Raw genomic sequence first — 24,316 nt, forward strand, 5'->3', positions numbered from 1 at the left:
ATGGAACCGGTCAGTTTCATCATCGTCGCCGCCCTGCAGATCATTCCCTGCTGGAAAGCGCTTGAGAAAGCCGGCATGACGCCGGCCCTGTCCCTGATCGCACTGATACCGGGTCTGGGGCTGCTGATTGTACTGTTCATTCTGGCTTATGGCCGCTGGCCAGCCATCAATGACGGGCGGCGCTGACATGTTCGAAGCGATGTTTGCCATCATTGCCGGTTTCGGCCTTCTGATCAGCGGGTTCTTTCTCGCACTTTACTTCCTGCTGCCGGTCTGGCCCTGCTGGGTCATTGCGAAGCGGGCTGGCTATTCACCGGTATGGGCGTTTCTGATCGTCATCCCGGTTGTAAATATCATCGTCATGTGGTTGTTCGCCTTCTCCCGATGGCCGAACGAGGGAGATGGTCTCGGGGCCATCGACGTCACAGCCTTTGGCACGAATTCGCAGTTGGAAAATCGCCCTGGAAGCGATAGGGGATAGAGATGCCCAAGCTGACCGTAAACGGAATCGAAGTAGAAGTTGCACAGGGAGAAACCGTGCTGCAGGCCTGTGAGGCTGCCGGCGCTGAAATCCCGCGTTTCTGCTATCATGAAAAACTTTCGATCGCCGGTAACTGCCGGATGTGTCTGGTTGAAATGGAAAAAGCACCGAAGCCAGTCGCTTCCTGCGCCATGCCGGCCGGCGAGGGGATGGTTATTCACACCAATACCCCGAAGGTCGAAAAAGCCCGCAAGGGCGTCATGGAATTCCTGCTGATCAACCATCCGCTTGATTGCCCGATTTGCGATCAGGGTGGTGAATGTGACCTGCAGGATCAGGCCATGGGCTATGGCATGGATCACAGCCGCTTCAAGGAGAACAAGCGCGCGGTGAAGGACAAATATATGGGTCCGATCATCAAGACGATCATGACCCGTTGTATTCACTGCACGCGCTGCGTTCGATTCGCCGAAGAAATTGCCGGTGTACCGAGTATCGGGGCTCTCGGTCGTGGTGAAGGGATGGAAATTACGACCTATCTCGAAAGCGCGATGAATTCAGAAATGTCGGGTAATGTCATCGATCTGTGCCCGGTTGGCGCGCTGACATCAAAACCCTACGCTTTCAATGCGCGCCCCTGGGAGCTGCGCAAGACCGAATCAATCGATGTGATGGACGCCGTTGGCTCCAATATCCGGATTGATGCCCGTGGCAATGAAGTGCTGCGCGTTCTTCCGCGGATCAATGAAGAGATCAACGAAGAATGGATCGCCGACAAGACCCGCTACGCCTGTGATGGCCTGCAGCGGCAGCGTCTGGACCGGCCTTATCTTCGCAAGGGCGGTAAATTGCAGCCGGTCAGCTGGCAGGAAGCCTTTGATGCTGTCGCCACAAAGCTGAAGGGCACCAAGGCTGACAAGATTGCCGCGATCGCCGGTGATCAGGCTGATGCGGAAGCGATGACCGCCCTGAAAGATCTGATGGGCGCACTTGGTGTCGCCTCCGTGGATTGCCGTCAGGATGGTTCAACCGCTGATGTGTCGACCCGCGCTGCCTATATCATGAATACGACGATCCTCGGTATCGAGGAAGCTGATGCCTGCCTGCTGATCGGCACGAACCCGCGCTGGGAAGCACCGCTGGTCAATGCACGGCTGCGCAAGCGTCATGCTGCCGGCGGTTTTCAGATCGCCCGTATCGGCACCCCGCACGACCTGACCTTCCCGGTTGAGGAAATCGGGGCCGGTGCCGATACACTGAAAGATATTCTCGACGGCAAACATTCATTCGCAGCTGTGCTGGAGAAGGCAGAGCGTCCGATGCTGATCCTCGGTGCCGGCATTCTTGCCCGACCCGACGGCGATGCCATTCTGGCAACGGCCCGCGCCATTGCCGAGAAGACCGGCATGATTGTCGCAGCCAGTGGCGAAGACGACGGATGGAACGGCTTTAACGTCATGCAACTGGCGGCCTCACGGGTCGGCGGGCTGGATCTCGGACTGGTTCCGGGCGAGGGCGGGCTTGCCACAAACGCCATTCTTGACGGGGCCGCGGCTGGCGATATCGAAGTCGTTTATCTTCTGGCTGCTGATGAGCTCGACATGTCGAAGCTCGACAAGGCATTTGTCATCTATCAGGGCCATCACGGTGATGCCGGTGCGCAGGCTGCTGATGTCATTCTGCCGGGTGCGGCCTACACAGAGAAAGACGGCACCTGGGTCAATGTCGAAGGACGGGTCCAGATTGGTCGCCGCGCTGTTTCGCCACCGGGTGAAGCGCGTGAAGACTGGAAGATTTTCAGGGCCTTGTCGGATGTTCTTGGCAAACAACTTCCATACGACAACATTGACGCCGTTCGGGCACGGATGGCCGATATCAATCCGGTGTTCGCCGTTCCCGACGTTATCCAGCCTGCTGAATGGGGTGCTTTTGGAACGACCGGTGAAACCGGGGCCGATGCCTTCACTTCACCTGTCGTGAACTACTACATGACCGACCCGGTCAGCCGCTGTTCCAAAACAATGGCGGAATGCACTTCACTGTTTGTGAACAAGTCTGCCACAGCAACAGGGACGGAAGGCTGATGGAGCCGTTTCTCACAACCTATGTCTGGCCGACCCTTTTTATCGTCGCGCAGATTCTGGCTATCATTCTGCCGCTGCTGGGTGCCGTGGCCTATCTGACACTTGCCGAACGCAAGGTCATCGCGGGCATGCAGCTTCGCAAGGGACCGAATGTGGTCGGGCCATTTGGGCTGCTACAGCCACTGGCTGACGGTCTGAAGCTGTTGATGAAGGAAACCATCATTCCGGCCAGTTCGAACCCTGCCGTGTTCATTCTGGCACCGATGCTGACCTTCGTTCTGTCGCTGATTGCCTGGGCGGTTATTCCGTTCGGGGAGGGGCTTGTCGTTTCCGATATCAATGTCGGCATTCTGTACCTGTTCGCGATTTCCTCGCTTGGCGTCTATGGCATCGTCATGGCCGGCTGGGCATCGAATTCGATGTACGCTTTCCTCGGCGCGCTTCGCTCTGCCGCGCAGATGGTGTCCTACGAAGTCTCCATCGGCTTTGTCATTATCACGGTGCTGCTCTGCGTCGGATCGCTGAACCTGTCCGATGTCATCATGGCGCAGACAGACAACTGGCTGAAGGTTGGCGTCAACGGCTTCTGGGACTGGTATTTCATTCCGCTGTTCCCGATGTTCATCGTCTTCTTCATCTCGGTGCTGGCTGAAACCAACCGTGCGCCGTTCGATCTGCCGGAAGCTGAAGCTGAACTGGTCTCAGGCTATAACGTCGAATATTCGGCCATGGCCTTCGCACTCTTCTTCCTCGGCGAATATGCCAACATGATCCTGATGAGTGCGATGACCGTCGTGCTGTTTCTGGGTGGCTGGCTGCCGCCGGTTGATATCGCGCCGTTCACCTGGATTCCCGGCCCGGTCTGGTTTGTCGTCAAGATCGCGCTGGTACTGTTCTGCTTCCTTTGGGTGCGCGCCACTTTCCCGCGCTACCGATATGACCAGCTGATGCGCCTTGGCTGGAAAGTCTTTCTGCCGTTCTCGCTGTTCTGGGTTATTCTTGTCGCCGGTTTCCTGGTGGCATTTGACCTGGTTCCCGGCGGACCGGCCTGATTAACGCGAACGAGGACTAACCGGACATGGCCTTTCTTGATCGCACAGCCCGCTCGTTTCTGCTGACGGAGATTGTCTCCGGCATGGCAATTACGCTGCGCTATATGTTCAAGCCGAGCGTGACGCTGAATTACCCCTATGAAAAGGGCCCGCTTAGCCCGCGGTTCCGGGGTGAGCATGCGTTGCGCCGCTATCCGAATGGCGAAGAACGCTGCATCGCCTGCAAACTGTGTGAGGCAATTTGCCCGGCACAGGCGATCACGATTGAAGCCGAGCCGCGTGATGACGGTTCACGCCGTACCACGCGCTATGACATCGATATGACGAAGTGCATCTATTGCGGTTTCTGTCAGGAAGCCTGTCCGGTCGATGCCATCGTCGAGGGACCGAATTTCGAATTCGCGACCGAAAGTCGTGAGGAGCTGATGTATAACAAAGACAAGCTCCTTTCTAATGGTGACCGCTGGGAGGCAGAGCTGTCGGCTCGGCTTGCTGCGGATGCGCCTTATCGCTAATCAACCGCCGCCCTATGGCGGTGACTGGGGACGAGTTGTGACGAACCGAGTTTCAGGGGGACCTGCATAACCATGCTGATCAAGGCGCTCGCATTTTACATGTTCGCCGGGGTCACCGTGGCATCCGGCGTGATGGTTATATCCGCCAGAAACCCGGTGCATTCCGTGCTTTTCCTTATTCTGGCCTTCTTCAATTCGGCCGGTCTTTTCGTGCTGCTCGGGGCCGAGTTCCTGGCGATGATTCTGGTCGTCGTCTATGTCGGTGCCGTTGCCGTGCTGTTCCTGTTCGTCGTGATGATGCTGGACATCAACTTCGTCGAACTCAGGCAGGGCTTTCTGCAATACCTGCCGGTTGGCGCCCTGATCGCCATTGTTCTGCTGGCGGAGCTGATTTTCGTCATCGGCGGATATGTCGCGGCAGATGGCACGGCCTCAGCACTTATGCCTGTTGCAACAGAGCTGACCAATACGGCCGCAATCGGTGGCCAGATTTACACGAAATATGTCTATCTGTTCCAGGCTGCCGGCATGGTGCTGCTGGTTGCCATGGTCGGCGCTATCGTGCTGACGCTTCGCAAGCGGCCTGACGTCAAACGTCAGAGCATCAGCGCACAGCTCGACCGCACGCGGGCACAGGCAGTGCGCATCGAAAAAGTCGAACCGGGCAGGGGAGTCTGATCCATGGAAATTGAACTCGCTCACTACCTGACGGTCGCAGCCATTCTGTTCACGCTCGGCATTTTCGGGATCTTCATGAACCGGAAAAACGTCATCATCATCCTGATGTCCGTTGAACTGATGCTGCTGGCGGTGAACATCAATATGGTCGCCTTCTCCGCGCAGTTACAGAACCTCACCGGGCAGATTTTCGCCATGTTCGTGCTGACCGTCGCAGCGGCGGAAGCCGCCATCGGCCTCGCCATTCTCGTCGTCTATTTCCGCAACCGTGGTTCGATCGCGGTTGAGGACATCAACATGATGAAGGGGTAGGGACGTTGATTTCCGCTATCGTCTTTCTGCCTCTGATCGGGGCGATTATTGCCGGTCTTGTTGCGCTCACCACGGCGTCCAAGCAGGCTTCTCATTATGATCCGGAAAATGATCATCCCCATGGTCTGCCCTGGGCAGATCGTGTCAGTCAGGTCGTCACCTGCGGCATGATGCTGCTGACCCTGCTGCTGTCGATCTTTGTCTTCATCGATGTTGCCATCGAAGGCAATGCGACTGTTGTTCAGCTGTTCACCTGGGTTTCATCCGGTGACCTGCAGTTCGACTGGGCATTGCGTGTTGATACCCTGACGGCTGTCATGCTGATCGTGGTGACCGGTGTCTCCACGATGGTTCACATCTATTCCATCGGTTACATGGGCCACGATCCGGATGCGCCGCGCTTCATGGCCTATCTCAGCCTGTTCACCTTCTTCATGCTGATGCTGGTGACCGCCGACAATCTGGTTCAGATGTTCTTCGGCTGGGAAGGCGTTGGCCTGGCTTCCTATCTGCTGATCGGTTTCTGGTACAAGAAGCCCACCGCAAACGCCGCTGCCATCAAGGCTTTTGTCGTCAACCGCGTTGGTGATTTCGGCTTTGCTCTCGGCATCTTCGGCGTCTTCATGCTGTTCGGCTCGATCTCCTTTGAAGACATCTTTGCCGGTGCCGCTGGCAAGGCAGATGCAACCCTGTATCTGTTCGGTGGCGAGTTCCATGCCCTGACCGTCCTGTCATTGCTGCTGTTCGTCGGTGCCATGGGCAAGTCGGCACAGCTCGGACTGCACACCTGGCTGCCGGACGCCATGGAAGGCCCGACACCTGTTTCGGCCCTCATTCATGCCGCAACCATGGTCACCGCCGGTGTGTTCATGGTCGCACGCCTGTCACCGATCATTGAATATTCGGATACTGCACTGGCCGTCATTACCCTCGTCGGGGCAGCAACTGCCTTCTTCGCCGCAACCATCGGCTGCGTGCAGAACGACATCAAACGGGTAATTGCCTATTCGACCTGCTCACAGCTGGGCTACATGTTCTTTGCCTGCGGTGTGTCTGCCTATTCAGCTGGTGTGTTCCATCTGATGACCCATGGTTTCTTCAAGGCGCTGCTGTTCCTTGGTGCCGGTTCCGTCATCCATGCCATGTCTGACGAACAGGACATGCGCAAGATGGGTGGTATCTGGCACAAGATCAAAATCACTTACATCCTGATGTGGATCGGCAATCTGGCACTGGCCGGTGTACCGTTCTTTGCTGGGTTCTATTCCAAGGATGCCATACTGGAATCCGCCTTTGCCGCACATACCACGGTGGGGACGATTGCCTTCTGGCTCGGTATTGCCGCAGCCCTGATGACGGCGTTCTATTCCTGGCGTCTGCTGTTCATGACCTTCCATGGCGAGCCGCGGGCTGATGACCATACCATGGCGCATGTTCATGAATCACCGCCGGTGATGCTGCTTCCGCTGATTCCGCTGGCGCTTGGCGCACTTCTGGCCGGCTGGGTTGCACATGGCTGGTTCATGGATCCGGAACAGATGGATGCCTTCTGGAACGGCGCGATCTTCGTCCTCAAGGATGTGCATCCCGCAGTTTATGAAGCGCATCACGTCCCGACCTGGGTCAAGGTGCTGCCGGTCCTCTGCGGTGCAACCGGTATTTCGCTGGCCTGGCTGCTCTATATTAAGTTCCCCGATATCCCCGGCCGGATTGCCGGTCGTTTCCAGGGCATCTATCAGTTCCTGCTGAACAAATGGTACTGGGATGAACTTTATGACTACATTCTCGTGAAGCCCTGCTTCTATCTCGGTCGTGTCCTCTGGAAGGGCGGAGATGGCATCATCATTGATGGTGGCGGGCCGAACGGTATGGCCTTCCTGACGCGGATGGCTTCAAAGGGTGCCGCCCGGATACAGAGCGGATTTGTCTATCATTATGCCTTTGCGATGCTGATCGGCGTCGTGCTGCTGGTCAGCTGGTATCTGCTGGTGAAGGTGGGATAACGCGACATGCAGATCGATTACCTTCTTTCCCTCGTTACCTTCCTGCCGATTTTCGGGGCGGTCCTCATTCTGGTCCTCGCCCGCGGCGAGCAGGAGGCATCTTATCGTAATGCCCGCTGGATGGCGCTCTGGACGTCACTGATCACGTTCATGCTGTCGCTGTTCATCTGGGGGGGCTTCGACAATCAGCAGGCCGGTTTCCAGTTTGTCGAAAAAACCGAATGGCTGCCGTCGGTCGGTATTTCCTATCATATGGGTGTCGATGGCATCTCCATGTGGTTCGTGATGCTGTCCACCTTCCTGACGCCGATCTGTATCCTGGCGAGCTGGAAAGCCATTACCGTCCGCGCCAAGGAATACATGATCGCCTTCCTCATCCTTGAGACCATGATGGTCGGGATGTTCTGTGCGCTCGATTTCGTCGGCTTCTACATGTTCTTCGAAGCTGTCCTGATCCCGATGTTCCTGATCATCGGCGTCTGGGGTGGCCAGCGCCGCGTCTATGCCGCGTTCAAGTTCTTCCTCTATACGCTGCTCGGGTCGGTCCTGATGTTGCTGGCGATCATCGCCATCTACTTCCACACCGGCACCACAGATATCGCGGTTCTGGTACAGGGCGCGGATATTCCGGTGGAATGGCAGTATTATCTCTGGCTGGCCTTCTTTGCCTCCTTTGCGGTCAAAGTGCCGATGTGGCCGGTCCACACATGGTTGCCGGATGCCCATGTCGAAGCGCCGACAGCGGGTTCGGTCATTCTGGCCGGGGTTCTGCTGAAGATGGGTGCCTATGGCTTCATCCGCTTCTCCATACCGATCCTGCCGGAAGCGTCTGAATTCTTCACCCCGATGATGTATGTGCTGTCAGTCATTGCGGTGATCTACACCTCGCTGGTTGCCCTGGCACAGGAAGACATGAAGAAGCTGATCGCTTATTCTTCTGTCGCACATATGGGTTTCGTTACCATCGGTATTTTCTCTGCGACGACGCAGGGGATGGAAGGCGCCCTGATCCAGATGCTGGCTCATGGTATTGTCTCCGGAGCATTGTTCCTGTGTGTCGGCGTGATCTATGACCGCATTCATACCCGTGAGATTTCCCGCTATGGCGGTCTGGTTCACCGGATGCCGGCCTATGCGCTGGTCTTCCTGCTGTTCACGCTGGCGTCTGTTGGTCTGCCGGGAACGGCCGGGTTTGTCGGTGAATTCCTGATCCTGCTCGGTGTCTTTCAGGTGAACTCGATGGTTGCCCTGTTTGCCGCTCTCGGCGTGATCCTTGGCGCAGCTTACATGCTGTACCTGTTCCGCCGTGTGGTCTTCGGGAAACTTACCAAGGATGACCTGAAATCGATCCTTGATCTCACCCCGCGGGAAATAGCCATTTTTGCCCCGCTGGTTATCCTGACGATCTGGATGGGTGTCTATCCGTCAACCTTCCTTGATCCGATGCATGCCAGCGTCGACAACCTGCTGAACAATTACTCTGCTGCACTGGACGCAGCGGCGAACACCGTCGCAGCGACCAAATAGAGAGGCGCACCCATGACTTTCTCTCAGGATCTCGCCCTCATTTATCCGGAAGCCTTTCTGGCGGTAGCCGCCATGGGCCTGCTGATGCTGGGTGTCTTCTCACCGGCTGCCAGCGCCCTTAACCGGGTTGCCGTGGCCTCCGTGATCGTAATCGCCATTACGGCCGTTCTGGTCATCACCGGTGGCAGCGGAGCAGCCTTCGACGGGCTGTTCCTGTCCGACGGTTTCAGCCGGTTCGCCAAGGTTCTGATCCTGCTGGCAACCGCCCTCGCCATTGTCATGTCGATGGGTTATCTGCGCGCCAACAAGATCGAACGCTTTGAATTTCCGGTTCTGATCGTCATCGCCGCTCTCGGTATGATGATGATGGTCTCGGCCAATGACCTGATGTCGCTCTATCTCGGTCTCGAACTGCAAAGCCTGTCGCTTTATGTTCTCGCGGCTTTCAATCGCGACAGCATCCGTTCAAGCGAAGCCGGCCTGAAATATTTCGTCCTCGGCGCACTGGCCTCCGGCATGCTGCTTTACGGTGCCTCGCTGGTCTATGGCTATACCGGGACAACCGAATTCTCAGTCATTGCCGACAAGTTTACCGGTGGTAATGAAGCCGGTCTCGGCATGATTGTCGGCATCGTCTTCGTGATTTGCGGTCTGGCCTTCAAGGTATCCGCGGTTCCGTTCCATATGTGGACACCAGATGTATATGAGGGCGCACCGACACCGGTAACGGCCCTGTTTGCCGTTGCGCCGAAGATTGCCGCCATTGCTCTTTTCCTGCGGGTGATGACAGGCCCGTTCGGTGAACTTGCCGCCCAGTGGCAGGATATCATTATCTTCATCTCCATCGCGTCGATGGCGCTCGGGGCTGTTGCAGCCATCGCCCAGAACGATATCAAACGTCTGATGGCCTATTCCTCCATCGGCCATATCGGCTATGCGCTGATCGGTCTCGCCGTCGGCAATGAAGTAGGTGTGCGTGGCACCCTGTTCTACATGGCGATCTATCTGTTCATGAATGTCGGTGCCTTTGCCTGCATTCTGTCGATGCGCCGGGACGGACGCGAGGTCACAAAAATTTCAGAGCTGGCCGGTCTGTCGAAAAACAATCCGATGATGGCCGCTGTTTTTGCCCTCTTCATGTTTTCGATGGCGGGCATTCCGCCGGCAGCCGGATTCCTTGGCAAGTTCTTCGTCTTCATGGCTGCGGTTGAAGCAGAGCTGTATACGCTCGCCGTCATTGGCGTCGTCAGCAGCGTGATCGGTGCTTTCTATTATCTCCGCATCATCAAGATCATGTATTTCGATGAAGCAGCTGAGCCGTTTGAGAGAACCGAACCGGTGATGAAACTTGTGCTGATCGGCACAGGTCTGTTCACCCTGCTGTTCTTTGTCTTCCCCCAGCCGCTGCTTTCCAGCGCGCAGGCAGCAGCCAGCGCCCTTTTTGCCGGCTGACCGGACCGCGCGATGACGCGCGAAACTGACCTTCCGCCCGGATTCCGTCTGATCATCCTGGATGAGACGGAAAGCACCAGTGACGAAGTCAAACGTCATGCCCGTGACGGGGCAGAGGAGGGGCTTGTCATCATGGCCCGCAGTCAGACATCTGGTCGCGGCCGTCGTGGCCGGCAATGGTCGTCACCACCGGGTAACCTGTATTTCTCACTGTTGCTGCGCCCGGAATGTCCGGTGACAGAGGCTTCACAACTCAGTTTCGTTGCAGCGGTCGCCCTTCTGGAAGCCAGTGCCGCTTTATTACCGCCCCATTCACAACTGGATCTGAAATGGCCGAACGATCTGCTGCTGTTTGATGCCAAGGTTGCCGGTCTTCTGCTTGAGGCGGAAGGCAGTGGCGCGGAGCATCCCGATTTCGTTGTCCTTGGTATCGGCGTCAATCTGGTTTCGCATCCGGAAGACACACCTTATCCGACAACGGATTTTGCAGCCTCAGCCGCTGCCGGTATCACGCCGGAGGACATGTTGCAGTCATTCTGCCGTTATTTCCTGCGTCAGGTCAGTCTCTGGGTTGATGAAGGGTTTGAGCCGGTTCGCCGGAACTGGCTTACCCATGCCCGCGGCAAAGGTAATGACATCACCGTCAGGGTGGGTAACAAACAGATAACAGGTGAATTTGTCGATCTCGACCGGGATGGCGCATTGCTGCTGATGACGCCCGACGGCGACCGCCAGCGAATTACCGCTGGCGATGTCTTCTTTGGATCGGAGAACACTGATGCTGCTGGTCATTGATTCAGGAAACACCAATGTTGTTTTCGCCCTCTATGACGGTGAAACACTGGCTGGTGAATGGCGAACCGCGACAAATTCCAACCGAACGGCAGATGAATATGCCGTCTGGCTGACCCAGTTGATGGCGCTGTCCAATCTGGAGCGTTCTGTCATCCGGGATGTGATCATCGCCAATGTCGTCCCGATCGCCCAATACAATCTGGAAACACTTTGCCGGAAGTATTTCAATATTACGCCGCTTGTTGTCGGCGCACCCGGTGTTGAACTGGGCCTCAAGGTAAAGGTCCCCCGGCAGGAGGAGGTTGGCGCAGACCGGCTGGTCAATGCGGTAGGTGCCAATGTGCTGTTTGAAGGGGCAAAAATTGTCATCGATATCGGTACGGCGACAACATTTGATGCGGTTGATGATGATGGGGCACTGATCGGCTGTGCGATTGCGCCAGGCCCACACCTTTCGCTACAGGCATTGCATATGGCAGCAGCCAAACTGCCGAACGTCGCCATTCAGCGTCCCAAATCCGCAATCGGCGATTCAACGGTTACGGCCATGCTCTCCGGTATCTACTGGGGCTATGTCGGTCTGATCGAGGGTATCGTCTCACGGATCAAGCTTGATTACGGGAAACCGATGACTGTCATTGGCACCGGCGGCACCTTGCCCGTGTTTTATGAAGCAACAGATGTTATTGAACATGCGGCGGCTGACCTGACCCTGCGCGGGTTACGCGCTATCTATCTTTTGAACAGGAAAACCGATGACTAGTCCGGCTTTGCATTTCCTCCCTCTGGGGGGCGCCGGTGAGATCGGCATGAATCTCAATCTCTACGAATATAACGGCAAATGGCTGATGGTGGACCTCGGCGTCTCCTTTGGCGAAGACGATGTGCCGGGGATTGATGTCGTCATGCCAGATCCTGCCTTCATCATTGAACGCAAGAATGATCTGGCCGGCATCGTGCTGACGCATGCCCATGAAGACCATCTGGGTGCTGTTGCCTGGCTCTGGCCGTTCCTGCGCTGTCCGGTCTATGCGACCCCTTTTGCCGCGCATATTCTGATGGGGAAGCTGAAAGAAGCAGGTCTGGACGGGGAAGTTCCCGTCGAAGTGCGCCAGCTTGGCGCGCGTTTTGATGTCGGTCCGTTCAATATCGAACTGATTACCCTGACTCACAGCATCCCCGAGCCGAACGCGCTGGCCATCCGCACTCCCGCCGGCTGTGTGCTGCATACCGGCGACTGGAAATTTGACCCCAATCCGGTGATTGGCGAAACTACGGATACGGACCGCCTGAGAGAACTTGGCGATGAAGGTATTCTCGCCATGGTCTGTGACTCCACCAACGTGTTCAATCCGGGAGAAGCCGGGTCTGAAGGCGACGTGCAGGACAGTCTGGTTGATCTGATCGCCGGTCTGAAAAACCGCGTTGCCGTCGCCTGTTTTGCCAGCAACGTGGCCCGCCTGAGTTCCATCGCAAAAGCTGCACGGGACTGCGGTCGTGAAGTCGCCCTTGTTGGCCGTTCAATGCACAAGATGGCAGAAGCCGCGCGGGCAACCGGGCATCTGGACCCGGATATCAAGTTCGTTTCAGATACGGAAATTGGCTATCTGCCCCGCGAGAAGGCCTTGCTGATCTGCACCGGAAGTCAGGGAGAACCGCGCGCGGCACTGGCCAAGATTGCCACGGACAATCATCCCCATGTCGTCCTCGACAAAGATGATTCCGTTGTCTTTTCCTCGCGCATGATTCCCGGAAACGAAAAATCCATTGCTCGGCTCCAGAACCTGCTGGCTGAGCGGGGGATCAATGTCATTACGGCAAAAGATCACTTCATCCACGTTTCCGGCCATCCCGGTCGCGACGAACTGGCAGAAATGTACCGGATCGCGCGCCCCCGGATTGCCATTCCTGTCCACGGCGAACGCCGGCATATGGAAGAGCACGCGAAACTGGCACTGGAATGCCAGGTCTCTCAGAGCATTGTTGCCCCGAATGGCAGCATGATCCGTCTGGCCGATGGCAAGGCGACACAGGTCGATGAGGTTTTCCACGGCAGGCTGGCTGTCGATGGCATGCGTCTGCTACCGATCACCAGCCCGGTCTTCAAGGAGCGTAAACGTCTGCTGTTTCAGGGGGCCGTCTTTGCCTCGCTGGTCTTCGATGCCGCAGATATGCTGGCGACGGAACCCGAGATTACGATCCTCGGTCTGCTGGATGACGAAGAATATGATGACATCATTGATGAGATGATCGAGGAAATTGAAAAGACCGTCCGCAAGATGCGGGCCCGCGACAGGGGGAATGATGATTCCGTTGAGACCGTTGTCCGGCAGGCCATTCGCCGCGTCATCCGGGAAGCCACCGGCAAGAAGCCACAATCCGAAATTCATATCGCCCGGTTGCAGTGATCAGGGCTTCGCACCACATCGATGAAAGACTTCAGGAGTTGAGAAGATGATCGGCCGACTGAACCATGTCGCAATTGTTGTCCCCGATCTGGAGGCCGCATCGGCAATCTATCGGGGTGCACTGGGTGCCACCGTTTCCGCACCGAAGGATGAGCCCGATCACGGGGTGACCACCGTCTTTGTCGAACTCCCGAACACCAAGATCGAATTGCTCCACCCGCTTGGAGACGGATCCCCGATTGCTGCCTTTCTGGAAAAGAACCCGTCCGGTGGCATGCATCATGTCTGCTACGAAGTGGATGATATTCTGGCCGCCCGTGACCGGCTGAAGGAGCAGGGTGCCCGTGTTCTGGGGAGCGGGGAGCCGAAAACCGGCGCCCATGGCAAGCCGGTCCTGTTCCTCCACCCGAAAGACTTCTGCGGCACCCTGGTCGAGCTGGAGCAGGCCTGATGAGCTTTCTTTCCGGCTTTGCCATCTACTTCATCATCTGGTGGCTGACATTGTTCACCACGCTGCCTTTCGGTGTGAAGACGCAAGAAGACGTCCAGCCCGGAAATGACCCCGGCGCACCGGTACAACCCATGATCGTCCGGAAGCTGATTGCGACTTCGGTCATCTCGGGCATCATCTTTGCTGGCGTCTACTGGGCCGTCGACAGCGGCCTGATCGATTTCTACAATGTCTGATCTGGAACCGGACCGCTGATCCTGCGTTAATATTACAGATCAAACGGAAAGGAACAGATCATGGGTATAGAAGTTGGCGGCATAGTTGGACTGCTCATCCTGATTGCTGATGTATGGGCAATCATCAACGTCATCGGCAGCAGCGCCAGTACTGGCGGTAAAGTTTTCTGGACCATTCTGATCCTGATTCTGCCGGTCCTCGGACTGATTATCTGGTTGTTTGCCGGCCCGCGAAAAGCAGGCGCTCTCTGACCACCGGGCTTTGATCCGGAAACTTCAAAGGCCTCGCTGCAATGCGAGGCCTTTGCTATTCTGGCGCTCCCACTTTTCAGTGCGCGCCGGTCTCTCCCTAAACTCGGGCTATTCTGTTAAACAGCGCCCCTTTTTTTCCGCCTTCAGTTCATCGCATCTGCGTGCGACGTATTATGATATCTGAAGGTGCTCCTTTGTAATATTTGTTCCGGCATTGGTCAAGAAATAGGCGACAGTGCCGAATTAATAGGCGAGATAGGCTCCGCCAGCCAAAGCGGTGACAATCAGACCGGGTGTCAGTTTCGGTAAATCCAGTGATAACAGCCGGATAGCCAGAAGCAACAAGGCGCTGACGGCAAACCCGGCGGCAAACGAGCCGGTTAGCGGTGGCAACAGAACTGCAACAAATGCCGCAGAAACAGCTCCCGGATCACTGAAATCAATTTCCCGGATTCCCGTGCAGAGTACCAGACCGGCAACAATCACTGCCGGTGCCGTCGCATAATCCTGCAACTGTCCGACCACTGGCAGCGAGAAGGCGCAGAGGCCAAACAAAACCGCGGCAACAACGGCAGCAATCCGTTCATCACCTCCCAGCAACCAGCCTGCACTGCTGTGCGGCAGGGCAACAGCACCCGGAGCACCAATCAGAGGTGCTATCGTCATGATCAGCGAGTCCGCGACAGGCGCTTTACCCCCACCAGCATCATCAGACAGGCGGCGGGCCGTTATCACGGCGCCGGATTCAAACGAGAGAAACAGAAAAATGGCACCGGATGCCATCAGCCCCGGCACTGTCGTCAGCACCGTGAAATCCAGTATCAGCAGTAACGGCTCCAGAGAAGGCGGGACCGCCAGAAATGTGTGACCGGTCAAAACCAGATTGGTGAAGCCAAGCGTCAGCCCCGCAATCAGTGTCAGAACGACAACCGGCAGAACCGCCATCCGCAGTCCCCGGACCATCAGCCCCAGCATCAGCAATACAGCGGCTGCCGAAAGCCAGAGCCTGGGCTCATCCAGCGGGCCGACGGACCAGGGAGATCCCCCGCGTGTCAGAAAACCGATCCGCTCCAACCCGTTTGCGACCAGCAGAAGTCCGACGCCCGCCGTGACACCGGCTTTCAGCTCGTCCGGCAGACCGCTCATCACCTTGCCCCTCAGACCCGAGAGAGACAGCAACAGCAGGACGGCACCGGCAAGGGCGGCGGAAGCCAGTGTCTGTCCAAAACTGAGCCCGAACACCCCGACCGGGACCGCCAGAACAAACCCGATGAGGGTCAGGGAAGGACCAACCACAATTGCACGGCGGGCAACCAGACCCATGACCAGTGTACCCACACCGATGGTTGTCACGGTCATCGTAAAGGCTGCCGCCTGATTAACGCCCGCCTGTACCAGCAAGCCGGGGATGGCGAACAGCAGATATGCAGAGGCCGCAAACATGATGAAACCGGCAGCAATGCCACGCAGGGTGCTATTCATGACGTTCACCTGATGTCTGATTGATCCGGAATTCCATGCTTTTGTTCCTCCCCCCCCCGAGTCCCGCTAACAGTCTGAATCTATCGGTTTGCTTGCGTACCAAATAAAGAAAGCAAACAATCTCTGTTCACCGCACAGAAACCTAACGGGTGTGACATGCGTAAAACAGTCCTGATCTCGCTTCTCCTGAGCATTTTCACGTTACCCGCTGCCCAGGCAATTGAAGATGTCATGCCGGTAAGCGTGTCAAAAGCGGAATGCCGCCGGATCGTCCGGCATGTTGCGGCTGACGATGTGAAATACAAACCCGGTGTTGATGTCCGGGGTAACAAGGTCGTCGGCGCCAGTACCAAAGGCGACAATCATTTTCGCTTCAAGACGCCCGATGTGATCGAATTTGACCTGTCGATAAAGCCTGTCGGGGCAGGGGTTGCCGGTGGCCGGCTGGATGAAACCACAGCATCTGTCGGCAAGGTGAAATATGATATCAACAAGCGGCGGATCACCGTCAATGGTCAGCCGCTTGGTGATGAGGAAGCTTCTGAGCTCGCAGAACGCTGCAAGGCAGCCGGATTCCGCTGATAGCGGTCTCGCTGTCATTGCGTTCGGCGGCTGCTTTTCATACTGTCGCGCCAGTTCATCCGCAATTGAGGTCAAGTCCCATGCGCCTGTCGCGCTATTTCATGCCTACACTCAAGGAAACGCCGAAAGAAGCAGAGATCGCATCGCACCGCCTGATGCTGCGTGCCGGTATGGTCCGCCAGTCCAGCGCCGGAATTTATTCCTGGCTGCCGCTTGGTTTCCGCGTTCTGAAGAATATCGAACGGATTGTCCGCGAAGAGCAGGATGCCGCCGGCGCACAGGAAGTCCTGATGCCGACCATTCAGCCGGCCGACATCTGGAAAGAGAGCGGGCGATACGAGGATTATGGCCGCGAAATGCTGCGCATTACCGACCGGCATGACCGTGAAATGCTGTATGGCCCGACCAATGAAGAACAGATCACGGAAATTTTCCGTGGTGATGTCCGCTCTTATCGTGACCTGCCGCGCATCGTCTATCATATCCAGTGGAAGTTCCGGGACGAAGTCCGCCCCCGCTTTGGCGTCATGCGCGGGCGCGAATTCCTGATGAAAGACGGCTACAGCTTCGATCTGGATTACGAAAGCGCGAAGCATGCCTATAACAAGATGTTCGTCTCCTATCTGAAAACCTATGACCGCATGGGCCTGAAGGCGATCCCGATGGCCGCCGATACCGGCCCGATCGGTGGTAAACTGAGCCATGAATTCATCATTCTGGCTGATACCGGCGAATCCGCTGTCTATTACGACCGCAAGTTCGAGGACATGAGCGTCGATAGCCTTGCGAATATCGATTACGAGACCGCAGACCTGCAAAACATTGTCGATCAGTGGACAGCTCCCTATGCCGCGACCGACGATATGCATGATGCAGCGAACTGCGGCGTGGCCGAAGGTGATCTGCTCAGCAAACGCGGGATCGAAGTTGGCCATATTTTCCACTTCGGACGCAAATATACCGAGCCTCTGGGTGTCCGGGTCATTGGCCCTGATGGACAAGAGGTCATTCCGGAATGCGGCTCCTACGGAATCGGCGTTTCCCGCCTGGTTGGCGGCATCATCGAGGCCTCCCATGACGACAAGGGGATCATCTGGCCGGAAAGCGTTGCCCCCTTCAAGGTGGGCATCCTGAATCTCCGGTTTGGCGATGAGGCCTGCACATCTGCCTGCGACAGCCTTTATGCACAATGCCGCAATGCCGGTGTCGAAGTGCTCTATGATGACCGTGATGAACGGGCAGGGGCCAAGTTCGCCGATATGGACCTGATTGGTTTGCCCTGGCAGATCCTCGTCGGCCCCCGTGGCGTGAAAAACGGCATGGTGGAACTGAAGAACCGGGCAACCGGCGTTGTCGAGGAAACACCGATTGATACCGTGATCTCACGGCTGGCAGGCTAAGCTGATGTTCTCAGCCTTCGAGCGTATGGTCGCCATGCGTTATCTCCGGGCCCGCCGTCAGGAAGGGTTCATTTCGGTCATTGCCGGGTTTTCCCTGCTCGGGATTGCACTTGGCGTTGCCACACTGATCATCGTGCTTTCGGTTATGAATGGTTTTCGGGAAGAACTGTTGTCCCGGATTCTGGGTCTGAACGGACATCTCAACATCTACAGCGTCTCCGAACCGCTGACAGATTATGAAAATGTTGCGGCTCAGATCCGCGATACGAAGGGCGTCATAGCCGTTACCCCGACAGTCGAAGGCCAGATTCTTGCTGCCGGTCCACGGGGATCGACAGGGGCCCTGGTCCGGTCGATATCCCCGGAGAACCTGAAGGCGCGCAAGATCATCTCCGGTTCTGTTCCTCAATCCAGTCTTGATGCTTTCAAGGGGGATGATGCAATCCTCATCGGTGATCGCATGGCGCAGAAACTCGGGGTCTTTCCGGGCGACAAACTCAAGCTGATCTCCCCGAAGGGCAAGGCATCACCTTTCGGTACAGTCCCCCGGGTCCGGGCCTATACGGTGGTCGGTCTGTTCAGCGTCGGCATGTACGAATATGACTCGTCCTACATTTTCATGCCGCTCGAAGCTGGCCAGATATTCTTTCAGTATCCCGGTTCCGTTACCCATATCGAAGTGTTTGTCGAGAACCCTGACAAGATATTCCCGATTCAGGTCGATATCGGCGCGAAGACCGGCAGCAAGTATCAGACCCGTACCTGGCAGCAAAACAATTCCAGTTTTTTCAATGCATTACAGGTCGAACGTAATGTAATGTTCCTGATCCTGACGCTGATCATTCTGGTCGCTGCCTTCAATATCATCTCCAGCCTCATCATGCTGGTGAAGGACAAGGGCAGGGACATCGCCATTCTGCGTACCATGGGGGCAACCCGGGGCATGATCATGCGGATCTTCCTGCTGTCCGGTGCCTCAATCGGCGTGACCGGCACAATTGCCGGCTTTGGTCTGGGCATGTTGTTCTGCCTCAACATCGACACCATCAAGCAATGGGTCGAAAAACTGAGCGGGGCGACCGTCTTCGACGCTGAAATCTATTTCCTGTCCCGGCTTCCGGCGAAGATAGACAGCAACGAGGTGATCATGGTGGTTGGCATGGCCCTCGCGCTGTCCTTCCTGGCGACCGTTTATCCGGCCTGGCGGGCGGCCCGCCTCGATCCGGTTGAGGCACTGCGTTATGAGTAAGGTTGCAGCCCTCCGGCTGGCAGATGTGCGCCGTACCTTTGAACAGGGCGGCGAACAGATCGAGGTATTGCGGGGCGTCAATCTTGCCGTGCAATCCGGCGAGGTTGCAGCCCTGGTTGGCCCTTCCGGATCCGGCAAATCGACCCTGTTGCAGATAGCCGGTCTGCTGGAGCACCCGACATCCGGTGATGTCAATCTGTTCGGCGAGAACTGTAATGGTCTTGGCGACAACGCACGTACCGCCATCCGCCGCGCCCGGATTGGTTTTGTCTATCAGTATCACCACCTGCTGCCCGAGTTCACGGCGCTGGAGAATGTCATCATTCCGCAGATGATCGCCGGTGTTTCGCGCAAGAATGCGAAAGTCAGAGCAACAGAACTGCTGGAAATGATGGGGCTGTCGCATCGGATGGAACACCGTCCGGCACGGCTTTCCGGAGGGGAGCAGCAACGTGTCGCGATCTCCCGCGCACTGGCAAACAAGCCCGCCGTTCTGCTGGCTGACGAGCCGACAGGCAACCTTGACCCGGAAACGGCCGACAAGGTTTTTGCCGAACTTATGCGCCTCGTCCGGCATGAGAATGTCGGCGCCCTGATTGCCACCCATAACCCGGAACTTGCCAGCCGTATGGATCGCACGCTGATCCTGTCGGAAGGCCGCCTCGGCAACTGACAGCGATTATCTGTGGATAACTGACCTATCCACAGGCCACAGTGCTGACAGATAAAAGCCAGTATGAGACTGTCCGGATATCGGAACCCACCCCGGGACGCGGGGTGGGTGGAGAGCATCGGGACCCGGTTTTATGACAGACGCATCCTTCATCCATCTTCGGCTTCACAGCGCCTATTCCCTGTCGGAAGGGGCGATCAGAATTGATCAGCCGAAGAAGGGGGATGCGGAAATCGTTGAGCTTTGCCGTCAGCATAATATGCCGGCGGTGGGCCTGACCGACACCAACAACCTGTTCGGCTCCCTCGCATTCTCACAGGTCTGCTCCGGGGCTGGCATCCAGCCTGTAATGGGGTGTCAGCTCAACATCACGCCACCGGCTGACCGGGCCAGCGGACGGGCTAATCACCGGCTTGACCCGGATCAGGTTGTCCTGCTGGTTCAGAACGAGAATGGCTGGGAAAATTTGCTGAAACTGGTCAGTCATGCCCATCTTGAATCAGAGGGCATGTCCTCGCCGCAGGTCAGCATGGCGGAACTGCTGAAATATAATGAAGGGCTTTTGCTGTTCACCGGCGGGCCGCAGGGACCGGTTGGCCGCTATCTGCTCGACAACCGGATCGACCCGGCACGGGCAATGATGCAACAGCTTCACGACGTGTACAGTGACCGGCTGTATGTCGAACTGATGCGCCACGGGCTGGATGACGAGAACCGGATAGAGCAGGGGCTGGTTGATCTGGCCTACGATATGAATATCCCGCTGATCGCCACAAACGACTGCTATTTCGGCCCGGAAGATATGTACGAGGCGCATGACGCGCTGCTCTGCATCGCCAATTCAACCTATGTTGATGAGCAGAAGCGCCGCAGGGTAACTGCAAACCACAGGTTCCGCTCGGCAGAGGAAATGACGGCGGTGTTTGAGGATCTGCCGGAAGCCGTCATGAATACCGTCACGGTCGCCCGCCGCTGCGCCTTCATGGTCGAGAAACGGGCGCCTATCCTGCCCAGCTTTCCGACCGTCGCAGGCCGTACAGAGGCTGAGGAACTGCGGGCAAGAGCGCATGACGGCCTCGACCGCAGGCTTGAGCGCCAGGTCCTGACGCCCGAAATGTCGGACGAAGAAAAATCAGTAAAAACAAAAGAGTACAAAGACAGGCTCGACTTCGAGCTGAACGTTATCATCCAGATGGATTTCCCCGGCTACTTCCTCATCGTTGCCGAATTCATCCAGTGGGCAAAGGATCACGGCATTCCCGTTGGTCCCGGTCGTGGTTCCGGTGCCGGCTCTGTTGTCGCCTGGTCGCTGACTATTACCGATCTGGATCCTCTGGAATTCGGTCTGCTGTTCGAGCGGTTCCTTAATCCGGAACGTGTGTCCATGCCTGATTTTGATATCGATTTCTGTCAGGACCACCGTGACAAGGTCATCACCCATGTACAGGAACTGTACGGACGTGACCGTGTTGCGCAGATCATCACCTTCGGAAAGCTGCAGGCACGCGCCGTCCTGCGTGATGTCGGGCGCGTGTTGCAGATGCCTTATGGTCAGGTCGACAAGCTCTGCAAGATGGTGCCGAACAACCCGGCCAAGCCAACTCCGCTTTCTGTTGCCGTCAAGGAAGAGGCCGGACTGCGGCATGCCCGTGAAGACGACGAACGAGTAGGGCGGCTGATCGATATCGCCCTGAAGCTGGAAGGGCTTTACCGTCATGCTTCAACCCATGCCGCCGGTGTGGTGATCGGCGACCGGCCGCTCGATGAACTGGTCCCGCTTTATCGCGATCCGCGTTCGGATATGCCGGTAACCCAGTATTCCATGAAACATGTCGAATCCGTCGGGCTGGTGAAATTCGACTTCCTTGGCCTGAAAACCCTGACCGTTGTGGAAACCGCCCGCAAACTGACTGCACAAAGCGGTACCGATATCGATCTTGAAACTCTGGCACTGGATGACAGGGCCAGTTTCGAGATGCTCGGCAAAGCCGACTCGACCGGCGTCTTCCAGCTTGAAAGCTCGGGCATGCGGGATGTTCTGCGGAAGATGAAACCCGACAGCGTGGAAGACCTGATCGCGCTTGTTGCCCTCTATCGTCCCGGCCCGATGGAAAACATTCCCCGGTATATCGAATGCAAGCACGGGCGCGAGCAGCCCGAATATCTGCATGAGCTGCTGAAACCGATTCTGGAAGAGACCTTCGGCGTCGTCATCTATCAGGAACAGGTGATGGAAATCGCCAAGTCTCTGGCAGGCTATACCCTCGGTGGTGCTGATTTGCTGCGTCGGGCAATGGGTAAGAAGATCGCCGAGGAAATGGCGCAGCAACGCCAGATTTTTGTTGAGGGAGCCGCAAAGAACGGCCTTTCGGCAGACCTCGCAAACCAGATCTTCGATTATGTCGACAAGTTTGCCGGCTATGGGTTCAACAAAAGCCATGCGGCCTGCTATGCGCTGATCGCCTACCAGACCGCCTATCTGAAGGCTAATCACCCGGTTGAATTTTTCGCCGCCTCCATGACCCTTGATATGGGGAATACCGAGAAACTTTCCTCCTTCCGGCAGGAGTTGCAGAAATCCGGTCTGGGCCTGTTACCACCCGATATCAACCATTCGGAAGCCGACTTCTCTGTTGATAACGGCGCGGTTCGCTATGCTCTGGCGGCGATCCGTAATGTCGGGCATGTCGCGGTCGAAGGGATTGTCCGTGAGCGCAAGGCGAATGGCCCGTTCCGGTCGCTGGCCGACTTCGCCGGACGGATTGACAGCAAGTCGATCAACAAACGGATGATGGAAAATCTGGTCCGGGCAGGGGCCTTTGACGGGCTTGAACCAAACCGGGCGCGCCTGCTGTCCGGCCTTGATATGGTGATGGCCTACGCAAACCGGGCCGCCTCCGAGCGGGACAGCGGTCAGGTCAGCCTGTTTGGCGGCGGTGACGTGTCGGAAGAACCCCTGATGCTGCCCGATGCAGGTGACTGGTCGCCCATGGAACGGCTGAACGAAGAATTCTCGGCCATCGGTTTTTACCTGTCCGCACATCCGCTCGATATGTATGGCCCGACATTGCAGCGCCTCAAGGTCAAAACCATCGCTGAAGTTCCGGCCTATATCCGCACCTCCACATCCGGGACCCGTATCAATCTGGCCGGTGTCGTTTCCGGGCGTCAGGAGCGAACATCTGCCAAAGGGAACCGTTTTGCTTTCATCCAGATGTCAGATGCAACCGGTGTGTTTGAACTGACCGCCTTTTCGGAAGTTCTGGCAGGTGCCCGTGAGCATCTGGACAGTGGCCGCCCGCTGATGGTCACGGCAGATGCCCAGCTTGAAGGGGATGGCGTGCGGCTGACTGCCCAGCATTTCCAGATTCTTGACGAGGCGGCCAAGAATGTATCGGTTGGCCTGACCATTTATCTTGATGATCCGGGACCGGTGGAAGATGTGAAATCCCTGCTGGAACGGGTTGGCAGGGGCAGTGGCGAAGTCACGGTAATTTCCAGAATAGCCATGGACCGTGAAGTCTCGATCCGGCTGTCAAACCGTTACAAGCTGAACATGGAAGCTGCGAGTGCCGTCAAGTCGCTGCCCGGCGTTGTGGATGCTCAGGTCATTTAATCGGTTCCTGATTACACATTATCCCTTGCACTCCGCCGGTTCAGCCCGTATTAGCCGCTCATAAATTCACACGCAGGCATAGGGAACGTCGTGTTGGCGCGCCCTGTCCGGTCCGATCACAAGTCGGCGACAGTCTGCGGAGGACAAACCGGAGAGAGGATAAGACGATGGCGCTTCCCGCGTTCACGATGCGTCAGCTTTTGGAAGCTGGTGTTCACTTTGGTCACAGCACACGCCGCTGGAACCCGAAAATGGCCCCCTACCTGTTCGGGGACCGCAACAACATTCACATCATCGATCTGCAGCAGACCGTACCGATGCTTTATCGTGCGATGCAGGCAGTTCGCGACATCGTGTCCCGCAATGGCCGCGTGCTGTTCGTCGGCACGAAGCGCCAGGCAGCCGGCCTTGTCGCCGAGACCGCAGGCAAATGCGGCCAGTACTACGTCAATCACCGCTGGCTTGGCGGCATGATGACCAACTGGAAGACAATTTCGAATTCCATCCGCCGCCTTAAAGAACTGGAAGAGCAGCTTGGAGACGGAGGTAGTGAAGTCACCGGCCTGACCAAGAAAGAACTGCTGGTTCTGACCCGCGAGAAGGAAAAGCTGGATCGCGCACTTGGCGGTATTAAGGACATGGGAGGTCTGCCGGATATTCTGGTCATCATCGATACCAACAAGGAAGACATCGCCGTCATGGAAGCCCGCAAGCTGGGTATTCCGGTCGTGGCCGTTGTCGACAGCAACAGCAACCCGGAAGGTATCGATTTCCCGATCCCGGGTAACGACGATGCACTCCGTGCCATCGCGCTGTATTGCGACCTTATTGCCGGTTCCGTCCTCGACGGTCTGACCACTGAACTCGCTGCCTCTGGCGTCGATGTCGGTGCGTCGGAAGAAGCTCCGGTTGAGATCATTCCGGAAGTGCTGGAAGAAGCAGCCGCCGCTGAAGCTGCTCCTGCAGCACCGGAAGCTGAAGCCGCTCCTGCTGAAGAGAAGCCGGCAAGCTGAGATTGAGTGTCATGGCGGCGTAACAGCCGCCATGTATCCCGACAAAGATACAGAG

Annotated in this window: 22 protein-coding genes and 1 pseudogene; 22 read left to right on the forward strand and 1 reads right to left on the reverse strand. The window is 56.9% G+C overall.

Features of this window, described 5'->3' with window-relative positions; genetic code table 11:
• From GH722_15895 to GH722_15970, 16 genes and pseudogenes are all read left to right on the forward strand, one after another.
• Complete coding sequence (locus GH722_15895) at positions 1-186, forward strand: hypothetical protein (GenBank protein MRG73252.1); 186 nt, start codon at positions 1-3, stop codon at positions 184-186.
• A 25-nt stretch (positions 187-211) separates the two neighbouring features.
• Positions 212-397, forward strand: a pseudogene (locus GH722_15900) (hypothetical protein).
• Positions 398-483: 86 nt separating this feature from the next.
• Positions 484-2,565, forward strand: a complete 2,082-nt coding sequence (locus tag GH722_15905; protein ID MRG73253.1) for an NADH-quinone oxidoreductase subunit G — start codon at positions 484-486, stop codon at positions 2,563-2,565.
• Positions 2,565-3,617, forward strand: coding sequence for an NADH-quinone oxidoreductase subunit NuoH (gene nuoH / locus GH722_15910; protein ID MRG73254.1), 1,053 nt, complete (start codon positions 2,565-2,567; stop codon positions 3,615-3,617). The genes GH722_15905 and nuoH overlap by 1 nt, the downstream gene beginning before the upstream one ends.
• Before the next feature lie 26 nt (positions 3,618-3,643).
• Entirely contained in the window at positions 3,644-4,132 is a 489-nt protein-coding gene (gene nuoI, locus GH722_15915; protein ID MRG73255.1) for an NADH-quinone oxidoreductase subunit NuoI, read from the forward strand.
• Positions 4,133-4,204: 72 nt separating this feature from the next.
• Positions 4,205-4,810, forward strand: coding sequence for an NADH-quinone oxidoreductase subunit J (locus GH722_15920; protein ID MRG73256.1), 606 nt, complete (start codon positions 4,205-4,207; stop codon positions 4,808-4,810).
• A gap of 3 nt (positions 4,811-4,813) precedes the next feature.
• A complete protein-coding gene (nuoK, locus tag GH722_15925) occupies positions 4,814-5,122 on the forward strand; it encodes an NADH-quinone oxidoreductase subunit NuoK (protein ID MRG73257.1) in 309 nt (102 codons plus the stop codon).
• Positions 5,123-5,127: 5 nt separating this feature from the next.
• Positions 5,128-7,125 carry an NADH-quinone oxidoreductase subunit L gene (nuoL, locus tag GH722_15930; protein MRG73258.1) on the forward strand — a complete coding sequence of 666 codons (1,998 nt, stop codon included), beginning with the start codon at positions 5,128-5,130 and terminating at the stop codon, positions 7,123-7,125.
• A 6-nt stretch (positions 7,126-7,131) separates the two neighbouring features.
• The gene (locus GH722_15935; protein MRG73259.1) at positions 7,132-8,652 is read left to right on the forward strand and encodes an NADH-quinone oxidoreductase subunit M; all 1,521 of its coding nucleotides are present in this window, start codon (positions 7,132-7,134) and stop codon (positions 8,650-8,652) included.
• Between the two features lie 12 nt (positions 8,653-8,664).
• Complete coding sequence (gene nuoN / locus GH722_15940; GenBank protein MRG73260.1) at positions 8,665-10,104, forward strand: NADH-quinone oxidoreductase subunit NuoN; 1,440 nt, start codon at positions 8,665-8,667, stop codon at positions 10,102-10,104.
• Positions 10,105-10,116: 12 nt separating this feature from the next.
• Complete coding sequence (locus tag GH722_15945) at positions 10,117-10,899, forward strand: biotin--[acetyl-CoA-carboxylase] ligase (protein MRG73261.1); 783 nt, start codon at positions 10,117-10,119, stop codon at positions 10,897-10,899.
• Positions 10,883-11,662 carry a type III pantothenate kinase gene (locus GH722_15950; GenBank protein ID MRG73262.1) on the forward strand — a complete coding sequence of 260 codons (780 nt, stop codon included), beginning with the start codon at positions 10,883-10,885 and terminating at the stop codon, positions 11,660-11,662. The genes GH722_15945 and GH722_15950 overlap by 17 nt, the downstream gene beginning before the upstream one ends.
• A complete protein-coding gene (locus GH722_15955; GenBank protein MRG73263.1) occupies positions 11,655-13,307 on the forward strand; it encodes an RNase J family beta-CASP ribonuclease in 1,653 nt (550 codons plus the stop codon). Before GH722_15950 ends, GH722_15955 begins: the two co-directional genes overlap by 8 nt.
• Before the next feature lie 46 nt (positions 13,308-13,353).
• Positions 13,354-13,758: a methylmalonyl-CoA epimerase gene (gene mce, locus GH722_15960; GenBank protein ID MRG73264.1), complete on the forward strand. Its 405-nt coding sequence runs from the start codon at positions 13,354-13,356 to the stop codon at positions 13,756-13,758.
• Complete coding sequence (locus GH722_15965) at positions 13,758-13,994, forward strand: DUF1467 family protein (protein ID MRG73265.1); 237 nt, start codon at positions 13,758-13,760, stop codon at positions 13,992-13,994. Before mce ends, GH722_15965 begins: the two co-directional genes overlap by 1 nt.
• A gap of 60 nt (positions 13,995-14,054) precedes the next feature.
• A complete protein-coding gene (locus tag GH722_15970) occupies positions 14,055-14,246 on the forward strand; it encodes a hypothetical protein (protein ID MRG73266.1) in 192 nt (63 codons plus the stop codon).
• A gap of 243 nt (positions 14,247-14,489) precedes the next feature.
• Here GH722_15970 and GH722_15975 read toward each other — a convergent pair whose 3' ends face one another.
• Positions 14,490-15,728 carry a hypothetical protein gene (locus GH722_15975; protein MRG73267.1) on the reverse strand — a complete coding sequence of 413 codons (1,239 nt, stop codon included), beginning with the start codon at positions 15,726-15,728 and terminating at the stop codon, positions 14,490-14,492.
• 156 nt (positions 15,729-15,884) lie between these two features.
• Between GH722_15975 and GH722_15980 the strand changes: the two genes are divergently transcribed.
• The 6 genes from GH722_15980 (at position 15,885) to rpsB (ending at position 24,261) form a co-directional block, all read left to right on the forward strand.
• The gene (locus GH722_15980; GenBank protein ID MRG73268.1) at positions 15,885-16,310 is read left to right on the forward strand and encodes a hypothetical protein; all 426 of its coding nucleotides are present in this window, start codon (positions 15,885-15,887) and stop codon (positions 16,308-16,310) included.
• 80 nt (positions 16,311-16,390) lie between these two features.
• Complete coding sequence (locus GH722_15985) at positions 16,391-17,710, forward strand: proline--tRNA ligase (GenBank protein ID MRG73269.1); 1,320 nt, start codon at positions 16,391-16,393, stop codon at positions 17,708-17,710.
• 1 nt (position 17,711) lies between these two features.
• Positions 17,712-18,959: a lipoprotein-releasing ABC transporter permease subunit gene (locus tag GH722_15990; protein MRG73270.1), complete on the forward strand. Its 1,248-nt coding sequence runs from the start codon at positions 17,712-17,714 to the stop codon at positions 18,957-18,959.
• Positions 18,952-19,632, forward strand: a complete 681-nt coding sequence (locus GH722_15995; protein MRG73271.1) for an ATP-binding cassette domain-containing protein — start codon at positions 18,952-18,954, stop codon at positions 19,630-19,632. The genes GH722_15990 and GH722_15995 overlap by 8 nt, the downstream gene beginning before the upstream one ends.
• Before the next feature lie 133 nt (positions 19,633-19,765).
• Positions 19,766-23,248 carry a DNA polymerase III subunit alpha gene (gene dnaE, locus GH722_16000; GenBank protein ID MRG73272.1) on the forward strand — a complete coding sequence of 1,161 codons (3,483 nt, stop codon included), beginning with the start codon at positions 19,766-19,768 and terminating at the stop codon, positions 23,246-23,248.
• 167 nt (positions 23,249-23,415) lie between these two features.
• Positions 23,416-24,261 (forward strand): 30S ribosomal protein S2, encoded by an 846-nt coding sequence (gene rpsB, locus GH722_16005; protein ID MRG73273.1) that lies wholly within the window; start codon positions 23,416-23,418, stop codon positions 24,259-24,261.
• Positions 24,262-24,316 lie beyond the last annotated feature (55 nt).

The sequence above is a fragment of the Alphaproteobacteria bacterium HT1-32 genome (assembly GCA_009649675.1).
Classification (GTDB): Bacteria; Pseudomonadota; Alphaproteobacteria; order Rhodospirillales; family HT1-32; genus HT1-32.